The following is a 15,891-nucleotide window of genomic DNA, read 5'->3' as shown; positions in this document are numbered from 1 at the left end:
CCGCTGGGCGCAGATTGACAGGGACCCCGGCGATCAGCTCCTCACGCCTGGAGGTCGGCAGGGTCCACCAGGAAGTCCATCGCGTCGGCGATCTCCCCGGCCACCGCGCGGTGCACGGCCCGGGTCACGGCGATCACCAGCGGGCTGGCTCGCCCGCGCGCGACGCGGTGGCTGAACGAGGGACGCTCGGCCTCGAGCTCCTCGACATCGGCAGGCTCCCAGCGCACGCGGTAGGTCACGGCGCCCTGCGAGGCCCAGGGCAACGCGGCGATCATCGGCGGCAGGGTCGTCTCGCCCCCGATCTCGAGGGAGATGATCCCGTCCAGGTCGAGGTCGGCGATCACCGCGTAGGCGTTCATCGGTGCGGCGTTGGTCAGCGCCTCGATGTCATGGTCGTCGGCCCGCCGGTGCAGGTCACGCCGTCGGACTCCATCCATGGACTCGGTGCCGGGTACGACCTGCTGCCCTGTCCCGGGTGGCGGACCGGCCCAGGGCACGGCCGGCAGGTTGAGCTGGGCGCGGGGCACTGCCTGGCGCATGACGGTCAGCGCGGCCTCGGGCTCGAGCCAGATGTCGGTGTAGACGGTCAGGTCGACCGCGGCCGCGGGGTCGGGGATCAGCAGCGCGGGAACACCGCCGTGGACGGGGGCGGTGCGCACCGCGCCGCCCAGGCGCCGGGCGGCTGCGAGCAACCACGTGACGACCCGCTCCTCGTCACGCACGGGCAGGCCGTCGGGGAAGGCGCGGGCGAGGCCGTCGCGGTCACCGCCTCCGGGCCAGGGCTTGTCCCCGCGCTCGACCGGGGCGTGGAGCAGGTAGGCCTGACCTGCGGCGGTGGGGAGCCCGAGGGTCGTGGCGATGCCGCGGTCCACGGTGTACGGCCCGTGCAGGGTGCTGTGCCGGGAGAGCCGGAGCACCCCCGGGGCGGCGTGCGGGGTGCGCAGGCCGCGGGCGCCACCCGTGGCGCGCGGGGCCGCGGTGGTCGGCACGACCTCCCACGTCGCGCGGGCGAACCGGCTGATCGCCAGGGTCTCGACCTCGTCGTGCCCGATGTCGGCGGGCAGCGCGAGCAGGTGTCGCCCGGTGGCGTCGGGGTCGTCGGGGTCAAGGAGTGGGAGCGCCATGGGTCGAGCCTAGGTCGGGTGTGTTGCCGGGATGCTTCGGACAGGTTGCCCTGTGGGAGACCTGCTCAGACCTGGGTGCGGTGGAAGCCCTTGAAGGAGCGGGAGGCCGTGGGGCCGCGCTGCCCCTGGTACCGCGAGCCGTAGGCCGAGGAGCCGTAGGGGTGCTCCGAAGGTGAGGAGAGCCGGAAGAAGCACATCTGGCCGATCTTCATCCCAGGCCACAGCTTGATCGGCAGGGTCGCGACGTTGGACAGCTCGAGGGTCACGTGCCCGGTGAACCCGGGGTCGATGAACCCCGCGGTGGAGTGGGTGAGCAGGCCCAGGCGGCCTAGCGAGGACTTGCCCTCGAGGCGCGCGGCGACGTCGTCGGGCAGGGTCACGGACTCGTAGGTGGAGCCCAGCACGAACTCCCCGGGGTGCAGGATGAACGGCTCGTCGCCGTCGACCTCGACCAGGCGGGTCAGGTCGGGCTGGTCCTGGGCGGGGTCGATGAACGGGTACTTGTGGTTGTCGAAGAGCCGGAAGAACCGGTCCAGGCGGACGTCGATGCTCGAGGGCTGGAGCATCAGCGGCTCGTACGGGTCGAGCGCGATGCGGTGGGAGTCGAGCTCGGCACGGATGTCACGGTCGGAGAGCAGCACGCAGGCCACGGTAGCGGGCGCCGGGTGTCGACGGTGCGGGATGTCGGGGGACGGTCCGGCTCCTTGCTCGGGAGCGATGTTAGTGACTAACATTGCTCCCATGGCCTCACGGACGGAGATCACCCGCGCCCGCCTCCAGGCGTGCGCCCTCGAGCTCTTCCTCGCCCGAGGCTTCGACGCCACCACCGTGACCGAGATCGCCGACGCCGCGGGCGTCTCGCACATGACGTTCTTCCGGCACTTCCCGACCAAGGAGTCCGTGCTGCTGGACGACCCCTACGACCCCCTGGTCGCCGACGCCGTCGTCGCCCAGCCCTCCGACCTGCCCACCCTCGAACGCGTGCGGCGCGGGTTGCTCGCGGCATGGTCGGCCGCCCCCGAGCCGGTCGACACCGAGACCCGCGCGCGCATCTCCCTGATCGCCGACCACCCCGGGCTGCGTGCGCGGTCGTGGGAGAACACCCAGCGCACCGAGGACGTCATCGTCACGGCCCTGACCGGCGAGGGGGTGCCGCGGCTCGAGGCGCGGGTCGCCGCCGCCGCCTGCCTCGGGGCGATCATGGCCGCCCTGCTCGACTGGGGGTCCGACGACGCCGGCGAACCCCTGGGCGCGCGCCTCGCGAGCGCCCTGGGCCAGCTCGCTCCACCACCTGTCGACGTTCCACCACCTGTCGACGATCCACCGCCGGGAGACCTGCCATGACGACCGCACACCCGTCGTCGCTGCTGCGCGCGCACCGCCTGGCCCGGGCCTTCGGGACCGAGCCGGCCGTCACCGGCGTGGACCTGCGCGTGGCCGCCGGGGAGATCCACGCCCTGGTCGGTCTCAACGGCGCGGGCAAGACCACGCTGATGCGCCTGCTGCTCGGCATGCTGCAGCCCGACTCCGGGCGCGCCACCCTGCACCTGGGGCCTGACGGCACGGACGTGCGTGACGCTCCGGCGGCGACCTGGCGCGGGGTGGGGCACCTGGTCGAGAGCCCTTTCCTGTACGCCGAGCTCACGGTGACCGAGACGGTGCGCGCCGCGGCCCGGCTGCGCGGGCTGCCCGCGCACGAGGCCCGGCAGGCCACCGACCGGGTCATCGCGGACCTCGCCCTCGAGCACTGGGCGAGGCGGCGTTGCCGCACCCTGTCCCTGGGCAACCGGCAGCGGGTCGGGCTGGCCTGCGCCGTCGTGCACCGACCGTCGCTGCTCGTCCTGGACGAACCGACCAACGCCCTGGACCCCGCGGGAGTGCTGCGGGTGCGCCGGCACCTGGTCGAAGCGGCTGGTCGCGGCGTCGGTGTGCTCGTCTCGAGCCACCACCTGGACGAGATGGCACGCATCGCCCACCGCATCACCGTGATGCACCGCGGCGCGGTCATCGGCACGCTGCCCCCGCAGGGCGCCGACCTCGAGCGCCAGTTCTTCGACATGGTCTACGCCGCTGAGGGCGTGGACCCGCGCGAGCCCGAACCCGTCGCGGAGGTGTCCTGATGGGTGCAGCCCTCGAGGTCGAGGTCCTCAAGCTGCGACGCGCCACCGCCCCGCGCGTGGCGGCCCTCGCTGTGGCGGTCGGGGTGCCCGCGCTGGGCGCAGCCTTCATGGCGGTGGCACGGGCCGACGGCGAGAGCCAGATGGCGGCCAAGGTGCGCCCGATGCTGGTCGGGACCGGCTGGGAGGCCTACCTGACGATGATCGGCCAGGTGCTCTCGGTCGGGGTGCTGCTGGCCGTCGGCGTGGTGGTCTGCTGGTCCTTCGGACGCGAGTTCACCGACGGCACCTTCGGCTCCCTGTTCGCGATCCCCACCGCCCGGCGGGACATCGCCCTGGCCAAGGCGACGGTGCTGCTCGGCTGGGGACTCGGGCTGTGCGTGGCGACCGTGGTCATCGCCGTGCCGCTGGGCGTGCTGACCGGCGTCGGCGCCCCCGGCGAGGGGATGGTCGCCGGGGTGGTGCGCACGCTCGTCGTCGGCGGGCTGATGGTGGTGCTGTCCCTCCCGCTCGCACTGGTCGCGAGCATGCACCGCGGCTACCTGCCGGGCATCGCCGGGCTGCTGGGCATCGTCGTGGTGACGCAGATCGTGACGGTCGCCGGCGCGGGCACCTGGTTCCCCTACGCCGCCCCCGGTCTGTGGGCGGGCATGGGTGGGCCTGAGGCGGCGGCGGCCGTGGGGGTACCGCACCTGCTCCTGGCGCTGCCCGTGGGGCTCGGCGGTGCGGTCGCCACCGCGTGGTGGTGGGGGCGGGCCGAGGCGATCTGAGGCGACGCCGGTCGCCGACCGGAGGTCGGACAGCCGGGGGGCGGGCCCGGCGAGCCCGGGTCCACCCGGCCCCGGACACAGCAGAGGCCCCTCGGAGTAAGCGTCCGGGGGGCCTTGCTGTGACCGTCCGACCGTGCCTCCGGCTGCCCGGTGACGACGGCCCCCGCGGTGGCGGTGCGGCCGACCCCCGACCTGAGGTCTCCCCCGGGTCGGCAGGTCGTGACGATCGAACCTTCCGGGTCCGTGCGGGCTCCCGCGGTGCCGTCCGCGGCCCGGCAGGTCGCCCCGCCGAGATGGCCCATCGTTCTCCGGTCAGTTCCGGTCCCTCGGTTCCTGGCACCCACCCAGGTCTCCCTGGTGGTACCCGGTCCCTCCGGTTCCGTTCGTCAAGTTGTAGCCCTGCCCGACGACGCCCCGCAAGGACTTCGCCCGAGCTCTTCGACCTTCGAGGACTTCCACAGCGTCATCCACAGGCTGGGTACCGCGAGAGCGTCGGAACGCACAGGGCTGTGGACAGAATATGTGGACGCTGGCGTCCGGCGAGAGGCGGCCGAACCTGGGCCTGCCGACCCATCTCGCGCGGATCGGGTGGAGCGCGCACGTTGAAGACGCGCGAACGGCATGCGGATGGGACCACCGCGCCGGGCCGGGTATGATCGTCCCGCGCGCTCGGCGACGAGCGCTCGCGGGTGTAGTTCAGTGGTAGAACTTCAGCTTCCCAAGCTGATAGCGCGGGTTCGATTCCCGTCACCCGCTCCAGTGTTACTGCAGGTCAGGGCGATATCGCGGCCCTGTCGGACCTCCCTGAGACCCTTGTTCTGGTCGGCTCGTGCCACAACGTGCCATAAGGAAGAGGTCTCGGCCATGACCACCCGACGCCACCGCCGCGCCTCCGGCGCCGTGCGCAAACTCCCCTCCGGCCGCTGGCAGGCCCGCTACACCGGGCCGGACGGCGCACTACGGACCCTGGGCACGTTCCCGACCAAGGCCGAGGCCGACCAGGAGCTCGCGCACGAGGTCTCCCGGATGGCCCGCGGGGTCTGGCACGACCCGCGGCTGGGCGACCAGCCGCTCGGGGAGTGGTTTCGCGCCTGGATCGCGACGCGGGGCGACCTGGCGCCGAGCACGCGGGCGCTGTACGGGCAGCTGCTGGAGCGGTGGATCGACGCCGAGGTGCCCGTGGCCGGCGAGACGCGGCCGCGGTCGGTGCGGCTGGGCGCTCAGAGTCTGGCGTCGGTGACGCCCGCCGTTGTGCGCGAGTGGGACGCCGCCGTGCTGGCCGAGGCGGGCCGGCGCGCGGGCGAGCGATGGCAGCGCGCGGCCTCGACGCCGAAGCGGGTCAACGCCGCGATCCGGGCGTGGGCGCTCGTAGAGGGTCTCCCGGTCGCGTCGACCGGACGGATCCCGACCGCACTGCGCGAGTCGTGGCTCGAGGCGAGCGGCGGCGTGGTCGTCGACCCGCGCGGGGACCGGCGCAACCTCGGCCACACCGAGGCCGCCCAGGCCTACCGGCTGCTGCACACCGGGCTGACCCAGGCCGTCTCCGACGGGCTCATCCCGTCGAACCCGTGCGCGATCAAGGGAGCGTCCCAGCGCGACTCCCGCCACCGGACAGAGCGCCGGGTGCTGACGCCGGACGAGCTGTGGGCGCTGGTCGACGCGATGCCCGAGCGTTACCGGGCCGCTGTCGTCGTGTCGTTCCTCAGCGGCCTGCGTGCTGGCGAGCTGTTCGCGCTCCAGCGGCGCCACGTTGACCAGGCCGCCGGGACCGTGCGCGTTGATCAGTCCCTCGCGCGGCCGGGCACGGGCGGCGGACGGTTCTCGTCGACGAAGTCACGCGCTGGCGTGCGCACCGTCGTCCTTCCCGCCGTGGCGGTTGAGGCGCTGGTCGAGCACCTGGACCGGTTCACCCCGGCCGGCCGCGACGCCCTGGTCTTCGGCACCAGCACCGGCCGCCCACTCACCGGCGGAAGTCGCACCACGATGTTCGCCCGCGCCCGCCGCGCGATCGGCCGCGACGACCTCACCTGGCATGATCTGCGCCACTCCGCGATGACGCTCGTCGCCCTGACCGGCGCCACGCTGCCCGAGCTCATGCAGCGCGCCGGTCACGCGACACCCCGCGCGGCCCTCCACTACCAGCACGCCGCCGACGACGCCCAGCGCCGCATCGCAGACCGCCTCGACGCCATCGTGGGCACAGATGGACGGACATGACCGCCCCTCGAACTCTGCGCCGGGTGGGGCCGGGACTCACCACCCCGGGTTGCTGCGGACGGCGCCGCCGGAGCCAAAGCTCGTGATCGGCAGGGTTGCGCTGTCGACGATCATCCAGGCTGAGTCGACCAGCAGTCGGAAGTCGATGTTCCTTAAGGCTCCGCGCCACTCGTCAACGTCGTCGCCGAGGTGAGCGCTCCAGAGAGGAGCGTGCTCGAGCACTGCGTCGAACGCCGTGCCGATCGCATCAGCCACGGCCACGTCGTCGTCGGCGCCGCTGAAGGTGAACCCGACGTGGTGCGGGCCATCGCACCGGAAGTGGACGATCAGTTCACGGATCGAGTTGAGATCCGTGTCGTACCAGAGACGATCCGCCTCGACGCTCCGCCCGCTGACGTAGAAATCGGCGTGCCACAAGCGACCGGCTCCGTGACCCGAACGCTCGCCAGCGGGTACCCATGGTCTGGCCGATGACCGGACGACTAGCCGGGTTTCGTACTGTCTGCGCGCGTGGATGATCAGACGTTGGGCGTCGTCATGCTCGGCTTGCACCCATCCACGAGTGACCGCGTCATCGTGGTCGTCGGGATCGGGCACATGGTCGTCGTTGTACGACGCAAGAGCGATGAACGTTCCACGCTCGAGGTCCCTGAGCGTCTGCTCGAGCCGCCCGAGGTCGTCCAAGTGTGGCCGGCGCATGTGCCCGATCCGATGACGGATCCGTTTGAGCTCCTCCTGCCGCCCGTCCCACGCCTTCTTGGTCAGCAGTGCGTACTCGAACGTGTCCCAGTGCCCATCGATCAGGCTCACGATCTGCGAGTAGTCCAGGTACGCCAACGGGTTCTTGTTGTCCGCGCCCTGCATGTGGGTGTAGCTCGCGTCAGCGGACTGGCGGCCTGACGCCGCTCGCACCACGTCGCCCCACTCGCGACCATGGAGAGCGCGGAGCTCGACGTACACCAGTTCTCGGAGCCACGCCTCAAGCTGCCACCAGCGTGCGTAGAGGGCCAGCGAGGCCGTGGGTACACCGAGACGGGCCGCGGTCCGCACAGCGTCCCCGTCTCCGCCGACAAGCCATGGCTCGGTCTCGTCGAGCGGCGTGGGTCTGTCGTCGTCAGGCATGTTCGGCACGGTAGTCGGGCTTGGCGCCCGCGGGGCACGGGGATCGCTGGCAAACCGTGGTCAGCCGGCTAGGTCGCCGAACGCGTGGCCGACGTGGCACTGCTCCGAGCGCGGGCACCAAGACCCATCGGCGCTGAGCCACGTGCCCAATGTCGGATGGGTCAGCTATGTTCGCAAAGTGATTGAGTCTCTGCTGCGCGACGTGGACACCGCGAGGGTGCTTGCAGTCAGTGCCGCGCTGCAGCTTGACCTCAGAAATGTGAACGAACTGCTCCTGCTGCAGACCCTGTCGCTCAAAGCCGCTTCGCTGGCGACCCAGGCGGGTAGACCCCTCTCCACGTCGGCGATTAGGCGACTTCTCGCGGCAGACGAGATCGGGGGCCCAGCGATGTTGAGCGCACTCGATCAGTTCGAAGGCTTCCCCGTCGTCGAGGTGAATGCCCCCGTTCGACGATTCATCGTGGTGGAAGGTCAAGCGACGGGCTCCGCCGACATCGCAGAGCGCCTTATTCGAGCGGTCTTCGGCCAGCCACCCGATGCATTTCCGCCGCGCTTCTACACTCAGGTTCAGTCGGTGACCACGTTTCTGCTCGGACTCAGCGACCTACTCGCGCGACGGTTCGAACGCAGGACCGATGAGCGGGCGCCCGACCTCACTCGCAAGGTCACCGTTCCCAGCGCCACGCGGCTCGCGGGCCTCTCCGACCGCGTTGTCTTTGCACCGGAAGAACTCTTCGTGGGTCGCGGCGCCCTGGAAGCACGGTTCTTGGCCGACACCCTGCTCTGGAAGCACGGGGAACTCACCCCGAGTCGATCGGCCTTGCACGACTCGAGCGACCCTGCGGCTCCGCGCAGCCCACAGGGCCTCCTCGGCGCGGCGGACTACCCCGCAGTCCCTGGAATGGACTCCGACAGCAGTCTCCTAGTGCGGCCACTCGTCGACACGCATCTGGGGATCGTGGTTGCCAGTCCGACCGAGCTGGCGACCGCGCTGCGACACTTCATCATCGTCGCCGCCCACCAACACGACTGCGCCGAGCAGTTGGTGCAAGCACTGATGGCTACAGTCGTCGAGGACGTCGAGTTCCTGTTCACTGCGATGCTGGACGAACCCCTTCGGCCGGTAGAGCCGACGGACGTGCTCGGATTCACGCGCATGACGGCGCCACTTGACGGCGACAAGCTGCTCGACCTCAGGGTGTCAGTCGACACCCTGGACGAGTACGACGTGACATCCGTCTGGGGCGCGGCAACACATACCTGTGTCGACACGCAACCTCTTGATCATGAACCAAGCCGGGTCCTCGTCATCGACCTGCGCCAAGGCGTCGGTCGTGACGACATGTACCTCGGTGAATTCTCGGCAAGCCCGACGATATTCTTGACCGTGGACGGTCTTCGCACGATATTCACCGCACCAGGAACCGACCGGTTGACGCTCTGGTACTTCGCTCAAGCGCGCGCCAGGCTAGGCGAAACCACCAGGATCCTCTCGTTCTCCGAGGTGGACACGTACGCGCTGTTCCGAGACTCACACGACAGCTTCTATCTCTCGGACGATCCACCGCCAAGTGTTCTGAGCGTGACCCCCGGCTACGGGCAGAACCTACGAGATGAGGCGGCCCGTGCGGCCGGGCCAGCCTTCGCCCCGTATGGGCCTGGACTCGCCAGATCGCTCGCGCTGCACGGAGACGCGAGTCCTGTTCGCGGCTTCTTCGGCGACCGGACGGTCTGCTTCGCAAGGCTGGGCGACACGACCGTCTGGGCCCGTGGGCTCCTCCAGCCCGGGGCCGACAGCGAAGGCCAGCCAGAGCGCACTCTCCCGGAGTCCATCGTGTACTGGCTCTGGCAACTCCACAGCGCAGAGCCGTCGCTTCTCGAGGTCGACGCTGGCGTCACCGAGCTGCTCGTCACCCTGCAAATCCGCTCGCAACGCGACCGCGCGGGTCCCGTCGAAGGCCGCGACGCCGGAGCGCTTGCCTGGGTGTGGTGCGAGGGGGCGACGGCGGATCCTGAACCTCCAGTGCGCAGCGCTCCCACCGTCGGCTTCACACTCGCCAGCCACGCACCCTGGGCAACTCCCCCGGACGCTGCCCCCAATGAGGTCGATCGACAACTCGTCGCCGAACTCATCGCCGGGCTGGTGACTCTTGGCTCACGGGAACCCGAGTGGCCGGAGAATCGCCGCAGCGCACTGCGCGACCGCGTCTGTCCCCCCGGGCAGAAGATCATGACGCAGATCGTTCGCGCGGACGACGACCTCCTGCTCTGGCCTGGGCATCTTCCACCCGCACGCCGGGTCAACGACGCGGCTATCGCCATCGTTCTCGACGGCCTCGGTGGCCACCTTGTGGCTGCAGGGTTCCACGAGGGGACCGTGCCCGACGCGGAACGCACTGCGTTCCTGAACGACCATGTCACGGCCTTCCTGAGAGCCTGGTTGGAGAGAGAACTCGATGACCTCGACGGAACGGCTGCACTTCGCGAGCTTGCCGAGTTGCACGAGGCGCTCCTCCATGAAGTCGCGGCCGACGAGAGGCGCTTGCCGGTTCGCATCGCGTGCTTCGGTGACGCCGCGAGCGACGTCCAGCGGATCAAGCGTCAGCGACGAGGCGCTACGACCTCGAGCATCGCGCTCCGCTTCCTCATCGAGCGCCTGTCCGCCGAGCCCGCGAGGGGTTCGAACGCACTGACGCACGAGCGCTACGACCTACTGATGGCGCTAGCCGCTGAAATAGTGAACAAGGGGATGCTCTCCGACACCCTGCACGGAGGACTCGCAGACCACGAGATCAGCATTCTTCCGTCGGGTCGACTGGGCATCTCGCGCGAGCAGGAGGCGTACACCAAGGCGACGGCCGAGTTCGTCGAGCGCCTCACGGCCCAGACGGTCGCCGAGGCGTCGGCCGTTGCGGCAGCCACGGACACCATCGAGTCCGTTCCGGATGCGGACCTGCCATCGAACGCACCCTCTTCCTCCGAAGGTCCCCTTGGTGCGCTCGACCCGCTCGCCATGGCCGAGTACGGCTTCACGTACACGCAACTTGTTGCGGCGTGTGGGGCTGTGATCGACGCTTCCCGCGATCGCGGGCAAGACGACGTCGGCGACCTCACCGAATCCGAGGTGCTGCTCGCCCTGACGACGTCGTCCGGCTTGAGTGAAGACGTCGCGTGGAAGATACTCGCGGCCCTCACGCTCGGGCCGATGACCGACTACTGGGCGGGGGTGGCGGACGTGTACCCGTGGAGGTTCAACCGGGACCGCTCCCTTCTGGTGCGGCCAGTGATCCGTGTGGCCGACGAGGCGTCCGGAGACACTCGAGTCTTGTTCGGGCACCGCAGCCTCTGGCTTGCACCACGCCGTTGGCTGGACCGGCACCTGGCCGGAAGGCTCAGGGCGAATTCGAAGGCGATGCGGAGCGCGCTAGCCGCTCAGCGAGATCGAAAGGGTTCGGCGTTCGAACGCCGCATCGAGGCCGATTCGCGGACGCTCGGCATGCTCGCCGTTCGTCGAGGCTTCACCAGGGCCGGAACGCTGAACCTCAAGGACGTAGAAGGTGAGGACCTAGGCGACATCGACGTTCTTGTGGCGACACCGGCTGGAGTGCTGGTCGCAATCGAGGCGAAAGACCTTGAGACGGCGCGTACGCCGAGCGAACTGGTTCGAGAGGTCGCTTCCCTCTCGACAGGACCCAAGGCGGCCACAGAGCGCCTCTCGCGTCGGGTCGCCCAGGTCTCGGCACACTTGCGGGAAGTGGAGGACGCGCTAGGTCTCGCGCACACGCCCGGCCGCCGGGTCGTCCCATTGGTCGTGACGAACGCGCCACTGCTGGGCAGCTACCTGAGCGATTCACCAGTGGCAATCGTGGCCGTGGATGAGTTGTCGTCGGCCATCGACGCGATCGAACGATCAGAGCGTCGCCGCGGCCACTAGCCATGCGGCGCACGCGGTGTTCCCTGCCGTCAGGAGGGTTGAGCCACTCCTGGCCCTGGCGCCCCGGGCATCCGACACTGCGCCCCACCCGGCGCTGTTCGCACGGAGTGCAAGACGAGTATTCGCGTGGTCAGAGCCTTGGCATGAGCGCCGAGCGGAGGTCGCTGCTGCAGCTCAGGTGCGGTTCAGGGTGCGGGGTGGTCGTCGGCGTCGAGGTCAGTCAGGAGTGCGTGGCAGGCGTCGCGTAGGCGCTCGAGGGCCTGGCCGATGGTGGCGTGGACGATCTGGGCGTCGAGCTTGTAGTAGTGGTGGCCGATCAGGTCGCGCATGCGGGCGCCGGTCGTGAACACGTGGAACTGGAACGCGGCGAGCACGACGGCGGTCGCGTCGGGATCGCTGGACAGGCGTTATCCCGCGGCCTGGGCCCGGTCGATCGCCTCGATGGCTCTGAGATTGTCGCGCAGTCGCTCGCTGTCACCCCGGCTCACAGCGGGACCGCCTCGGTCAGCGCGGAGGCCGCCACGTGCGGGGCGAGGGCGTCTGCGGGTGCGACGTCGACCCGTTCGCCGAGCAGGGCGCTGAGTTCGTCGGCGATCGCGGCGAGGGGCAGCAGGCCGTGGGTGCGCACGTCGAGGTCGACCAGCAGGTCGATGTCCGAGTCGGGCCGGTCCTGGCCCCGGGCGACGGAACCGAAGACCCGCACGTTGCTGGCGCCGTGGCGCTGGGCGATCTTGAGGATCTGGTCACGGTTCGCCCGGAGCTTGGTCATCCGCGCGGTCCGCACGTCCAGGTGCCGTGGTGCGTCCGTGACGGCCAGCTCGAGCCGGGCCCCCATCACCGCGAGCAGCCGGTCCAAGGTCGCCACAGAGGGTGACGCGGCGCCCGCCTCGTAGCGAGAGACCGCCGGCTGTGAGGTGCCGGCGCGCTGGGCCAGGGCGGCCTGCGACAACCCGGCACGTTGGCGGGTCGAGCGGATCAGTGTCGCGGCGTCCACGCGAGCACCATACCGGTACCGATATGCCCTGCAGGGGCGCGAGGTGAGATCGGCGCCTGACGCGGCTTCGATCCTGCCTGACGCGTTGTCCGGATGCCTGACGCGGCCCGGGTGGCGTGTGCGTCGCGTCTTCTCCCGTGTGCCGCACCCCAGTCCTGCAAGGGGTCGGTGCGGTGGCGTCCCCTCATGTTGGTCGTCTTCGTGCACCCGTACATGTAGGGGCCTCTCACCTCGGGGAGGGGGTCGTTGTCGGTGATGGGGATGCACAAGCTGGTGGCCGGGGCCGGGTATGCCTACCTGACCCGGCAGGTCGCGGCCGGTGACGCGTTCCTGGGCGCCGGTGAGCCGTTGGTGGCCTACTACGAGGCCACGGGCACCCCGCCGGGCCGGTGGCTCGGGTCGGGCCTGCGCGGCCTCGGGGGCGACGGCGCCCGGGTGCGGGTCGGGGACGTGGTCTCCGAGGCGGGGATGGTCGCGGTGTTCCGTGACGGGCACGACCCGGTCACCGGGACCGCGTTGGGGCGCTCGTTCGTGGGGCAGGTGCGTCCGGTGGTGGGATTCGATCTGACGTTCACCGTGCCGAAGTCCGCCGCGGTGGTGTGGGCGCTGGGCGACGAACGGACCAGGGCCGCGGTCGTGGGCGCGCATCACGCGGCGCTGACCCAGGCGTTGGGGTTCGTCGAGCACGCGGTGGTCCGCACCCGGGTCGGTGCTGCAGGGTGCCGTCAGATCCGGACCCGGGGGATGGTCGCGGCGGGGTTTGATCACTACGACACCCGTGCGGGGGATCCGGGGCTGCATACCCATGTGGTGCTGGCCAACAAGGTCCAGGGCCCCGACCGGGTCTGGCGGTCCCTGGATGGCAGGACCGTCCACGCCGCGACCGTGACGGTCTCTGAGCTCTACGACGGACTGGTCGCCGATGAGCTGCACCGACGCCTGGGCGTGTCCTGGTCCCACCGGCCACGCGGGGCCGGGCGCAACGACGCCTTCGAGATCAACGGCATCGACGACAAGCTGTTGCGCGAGTTCTCCTCGCGGGCCGACCGGATCCACGAAGCCGAGCTCGACTGGGCTCAGACCTTCACCTCGACCCACGGGCGGGCACCGAACCGGGTCGAGACGATCAAGGCCCGGGCACACCTGACCCGGGCCACCCGCCCAGCCAAGATCATCCGCCCGCTGGCGGACCTGTTCACCGACTGGGCCAACCGCGCCCGGGCCTGCACCGGCCTAGAACCCCGTGACCTGGCTGCCCGGGCCCTGGTCGGGGACTACACCCGGGGGCTGCACGCCCACGACATCGGCCCGCTGATCCGCGACGCCCTGATCACCCAGGTCCTCAAAGACGCGGGCGAGCACCGCTCGGTCTGGTCGACCTGGAACCTGGGGGCAGCCGCGGCCCGGGTCACCAAGGCCCTGCGCATGACCTCGCCTCGCCACCGCCAGCTCCTGCTGGACCAGCTGACCAAGGCCGCCGCCGGACGGTGCGTGCACCTCGATGCCGGCCGCGACCCGACCACAGCCCGGGTCGGTGAGGCGCTGTTCACCACCGTCGAGCTGCTCGGGGCCGAACGGGTCCTGCTCGAGGCCGCCGAGGCCACCGACTACCCCCACCCGCTGTATGGGTGGGACGCCGAGGCCCTACCCCGCTCGCCCCACCTGGCCGGCCTGACCCCCGACCAGTCCGCCGCGGTCCAGGCGGTCATGACCTCCCCGCACCGTCTGGACGTCCTGGTCGGCCCGGCCGGGACCGGCAAGACCACCACCCTGGCCGCCCTGACCCAGATCGCCCGCGATCACGGACGCAAGGTCATCGGCCTGGCCCCCTCCGCCTCCGCCGCCCACACCCTGCATCGGGCCCTGGGCATCGCGACCGAGACGACCGCGAAGTGGCTACACGAGGCCTGCGGGCCCGGCGCGGCGGCCCGCGCGGTCGTCCACGAGCAGGCCGTGGCCACTTTGACCCAGCCTGATCTGGACCGAGCCGCGGTGCTCGAGGCCACGAACCAGATGTGGCAGGCCAGGATCGAGCAGGACACCTGGCGGTTCACCATGGGCCAGATCGTGGTGGTCGATGAGGCGTCGCTGGCCGACACCCCGACCCTGGCGATCCTGGTTCAGCTCGCCGAGCAGGCCGACGCCAAGGTGGTGCTGGTCGGGGATCACCGCCAGCGCGGTCCGGTCGGGGCCGGTGGTGCGTTCGGGATGCTCGCCCGCCGCGGCCCCACCGCCGAGCTCACCACCCTGCACAGGTTCACCCACCCCTGGGAAGCCCGCGCCACCCTGGAGCTACGTCACGGCCAACCCCGCGCCCTGGACACCTACCAAGCCCACGGCGCCATCCACGACGGCGACCTGGACACCATCATCGACATGGCCCTGGACGCCGCCGACACCGCAGCATCAGCTGGCCGGGTCGCGTTGCTGCAGGCCGCGGACCTGCGCACCGTGCGCGAGCTCAACACCCAAGCCCGCCAACGCGCCATCCTGACCGGCCACGCCCACCCCGACGGCATCACCCTGCACGACGGGCTGGTCGCCGGCGTCGGGGACCGCATCATCACCCGCCGCAACGACCGGCGACTGCGCACCGAGGACGGGTACGTCCGCAACGGCGCCCTGTGGCACGTCACCGCCACCCACCCCGACGGATCCCTCACCGTCGACGCCGCGCAGCCGCGGCGGGCGAGCCACGCCCGGCTCGGCAACCGGGACGCACACTCCGGTGCTCGGGGCGACGGGCAGGCCGTATACGGAAGCCGGTCGGTGCGCCTGCCAGCGCCCTACGTCGCCGAGCACGTCGAGCTCGGCTACGCCATCACCACCGCCCGCTCCCAAGGCATGACCGTCGATGAGTCCCACACCATCGCCACCCCGACCATGGCCCGCGAAGACCTCTACGTCGCACTGACCCGCGGCCACCACGCCAACCACGTCTACGTCCCCACCGACCTGACCGACCACTGCCCACCCGACATCCCCGGCACCAGCCACCACGATCGACCCACCGCCCGCCAGATCCTGAACCAGATCCTGGCCACCAGCCACGCCGAGCTCTCCGCCACCGAGACCTGGGCGGCCTTCCACCCCCTGGACCGCGCCCCCGTGCCCCCACCCGGGCGACCGGCCAACCAGAACCCCCGCTACATCGAACGACTCCAAGCCGACGGCCTCCTGCCCCGCGCCCGCCCCCGCACGTCCTCGTTCTCCGGCCCGGCCTACAGCCCAGTCGCGCCCGCCCGCGTCATCGACAGGCTCGGCCCATGACCGTCGACGCCAACCACGCCCGCACATCTCGACCGCCCTTGGAGGACCCCATGGCCATCACCACCACCGACCCCCGCACCCCGTTCCTCACCGTCGCCCAAGCCGCCGACGAGCTCGCCGTCACCCAACGCTTCATCCGCAAGCTCATCGCCGACGGCCAGCTCCGCGCTGTGAAGGTCGGCGCCCGCGTCGTCCGCATCCGCAGGACCGACCTGGAGGACCTGCTCCGACCCGCGCGCGTGATCCCGCGTCTCGGACGGCGGTAGCCGCATCACGTGACGACGGGCTCGGGGAGAGGTCGTGAGACGTACGGTTGTCATGCGAGTAGTTGATAGGATCAAAC

12 protein-coding genes and 1 tRNA gene are annotated in these 15,891 nt (G+C 70.7%); 8 read left to right on the top strand and 5 right to left on the bottom strand.

Annotation, left to right across the window (positions count from 1 at the left end; all coding sequences use genetic code 11):
- Window positions 1–41: 41 nt before the first annotated feature.
- Together M1R94_RS12165 and dcd are read right to left on the bottom strand one after the other, a co-directional pair.
- Window positions 42–1,124 (bottom strand): hypothetical protein, encoded by a 1,083-nt coding sequence (locus tag M1R94_RS12165; RefSeq protein ID WP_249381964.1) that lies wholly within the window; start codon window positions 1,122–1,124, stop codon window positions 42–44.
- Between the two features lie 65 nt (window positions 1,125–1,189).
- Complete coding sequence (gene dcd / locus M1R94_RS12160; protein WP_249381963.1) at window positions 1,190–1,765, bottom strand: dCTP deaminase; 576 nt, start codon at window positions 1,763–1,765, stop codon at window positions 1,190–1,192.
- A 100-nt stretch (window positions 1,766–1,865) separates the two neighbouring features.
- Here dcd and M1R94_RS12155 point away from each other — a divergent pair, with 100 nt between their 5' ends.
- The 5 genes from M1R94_RS12155 to M1R94_RS12135 all read left to right on the top strand — a co-directional run bounded on the left by M1R94_RS12155 (window position 1,866) and on the right by M1R94_RS12135 (window position 6,228).
- Complete coding sequence (locus M1R94_RS12155; protein WP_283253297.1) at window positions 1,866–2,468, top strand: TetR family transcriptional regulator; 603 nt, start codon at window positions 1,866–1,868, stop codon at window positions 2,466–2,468.
- The gene (locus tag M1R94_RS12150) at window positions 2,465–3,244 is read left to right on the top strand and encodes an ABC transporter ATP-binding protein (protein WP_249381962.1); all 780 of its coding nucleotides are present in this window, start codon (window positions 2,465–2,467) and stop codon (window positions 3,242–3,244) included. The genes M1R94_RS12155 and M1R94_RS12150 overlap by 4 nt, the downstream gene beginning before the upstream one ends.
- A complete protein-coding gene (locus M1R94_RS12145; protein WP_249381961.1) occupies window positions 3,244–4,011 on the top strand; it encodes an ABC transporter permease in 768 nt (255 codons plus the stop codon). Before M1R94_RS12150 ends, M1R94_RS12145 begins: the two co-directional genes overlap by 1 nt.
- A 685-nt stretch (window positions 4,012–4,696) precedes the next feature.
- Window positions 4,697–4,770: transfer RNA gene (locus M1R94_RS12140), tRNA-Gly, on the top strand.
- Window positions 4,771–4,875: 105 nt separating this feature from the next.
- Complete coding sequence (locus M1R94_RS12135) at window positions 4,876–6,228, top strand: tyrosine-type recombinase/integrase (protein ID WP_249381960.1); 1,353 nt, start codon at window positions 4,876–4,878, stop codon at window positions 6,226–6,228.
- A gap of 36 nt (window positions 6,229–6,264) precedes the next feature.
- Here M1R94_RS12135 and M1R94_RS12130 read toward each other — a convergent pair whose 3' ends face one another.
- Window positions 6,265–7,350, bottom strand: coding sequence for a hypothetical protein (locus tag M1R94_RS12130; protein WP_249381959.1), 1,086 nt, complete (start codon window positions 7,348–7,350; stop codon window positions 6,265–6,267).
- Between the two features lie 178 nt (window positions 7,351–7,528).
- Here M1R94_RS12130 and M1R94_RS12125 point away from each other — a divergent pair, with 178 nt between their 5' ends.
- Window positions 7,529–11,284 carry a hypothetical protein gene (locus M1R94_RS12125; protein ID WP_249381958.1) on the top strand — a complete coding sequence of 1,252 codons (3,756 nt, stop codon included), beginning with the start codon at window positions 7,529–7,531 and terminating at the stop codon, window positions 11,282–11,284.
- Between the two features lie 185 nt (window positions 11,285–11,469).
- Here M1R94_RS12125 and M1R94_RS12120 read toward each other — a convergent pair whose 3' ends face one another.
- Together M1R94_RS12120 and M1R94_RS12115 are read right to left on the bottom strand one after the other, a co-directional pair.
- Window positions 11,470–11,658, bottom strand: a complete 189-nt coding sequence (locus M1R94_RS12120; protein ID WP_249381957.1) for a ribonuclease HepT family protein — start codon at window positions 11,656–11,658, stop codon at window positions 11,470–11,472.
- Between the two features lie 110 nt (window positions 11,659–11,768).
- Window positions 11,769–12,278 carry a helix-turn-helix domain-containing protein gene (locus M1R94_RS12115; protein WP_249381956.1) on the bottom strand — a complete coding sequence of 170 codons (510 nt, stop codon included), beginning with the start codon at window positions 12,276–12,278 and terminating at the stop codon, window positions 11,769–11,771.
- Window positions 12,279–12,539: 261 nt separating this feature from the next.
- Between M1R94_RS12115 and mobF the strand changes: the two genes are divergently transcribed.
- The gene (mobF, locus tag M1R94_RS20415) at window positions 12,540–15,548 is read left to right on the top strand and encodes a MobF family relaxase (protein WP_283253296.1); all 3,009 of its coding nucleotides are present in this window, start codon (window positions 12,540–12,542) and stop codon (window positions 15,546–15,548) included.
- Between the two features lie 50 nt (window positions 15,549–15,598).
- Complete coding sequence (locus M1R94_RS12100; protein ID WP_249381955.1) at window positions 15,599–15,814, top strand: excisionase family DNA-binding protein; 216 nt, start codon at window positions 15,599–15,601, stop codon at window positions 15,812–15,814.
- Window positions 15,815–15,891: the final 77 nt, after the last annotated feature.

Origin of the sequence: Actinotalea alkalitolerans, assembly GCF_023369855.1 — a bacterium.
In the GTDB taxonomy this organism is placed as follows: domain Bacteria; phylum Actinomycetota; class Actinomycetes; order Actinomycetales; family Cellulomonadaceae; genus Actinotalea.
The sequence above is the reverse complement of the archived record's forward strand: the minus strand, read 5'-3'. Positions and strand labels throughout refer to the sequence as shown.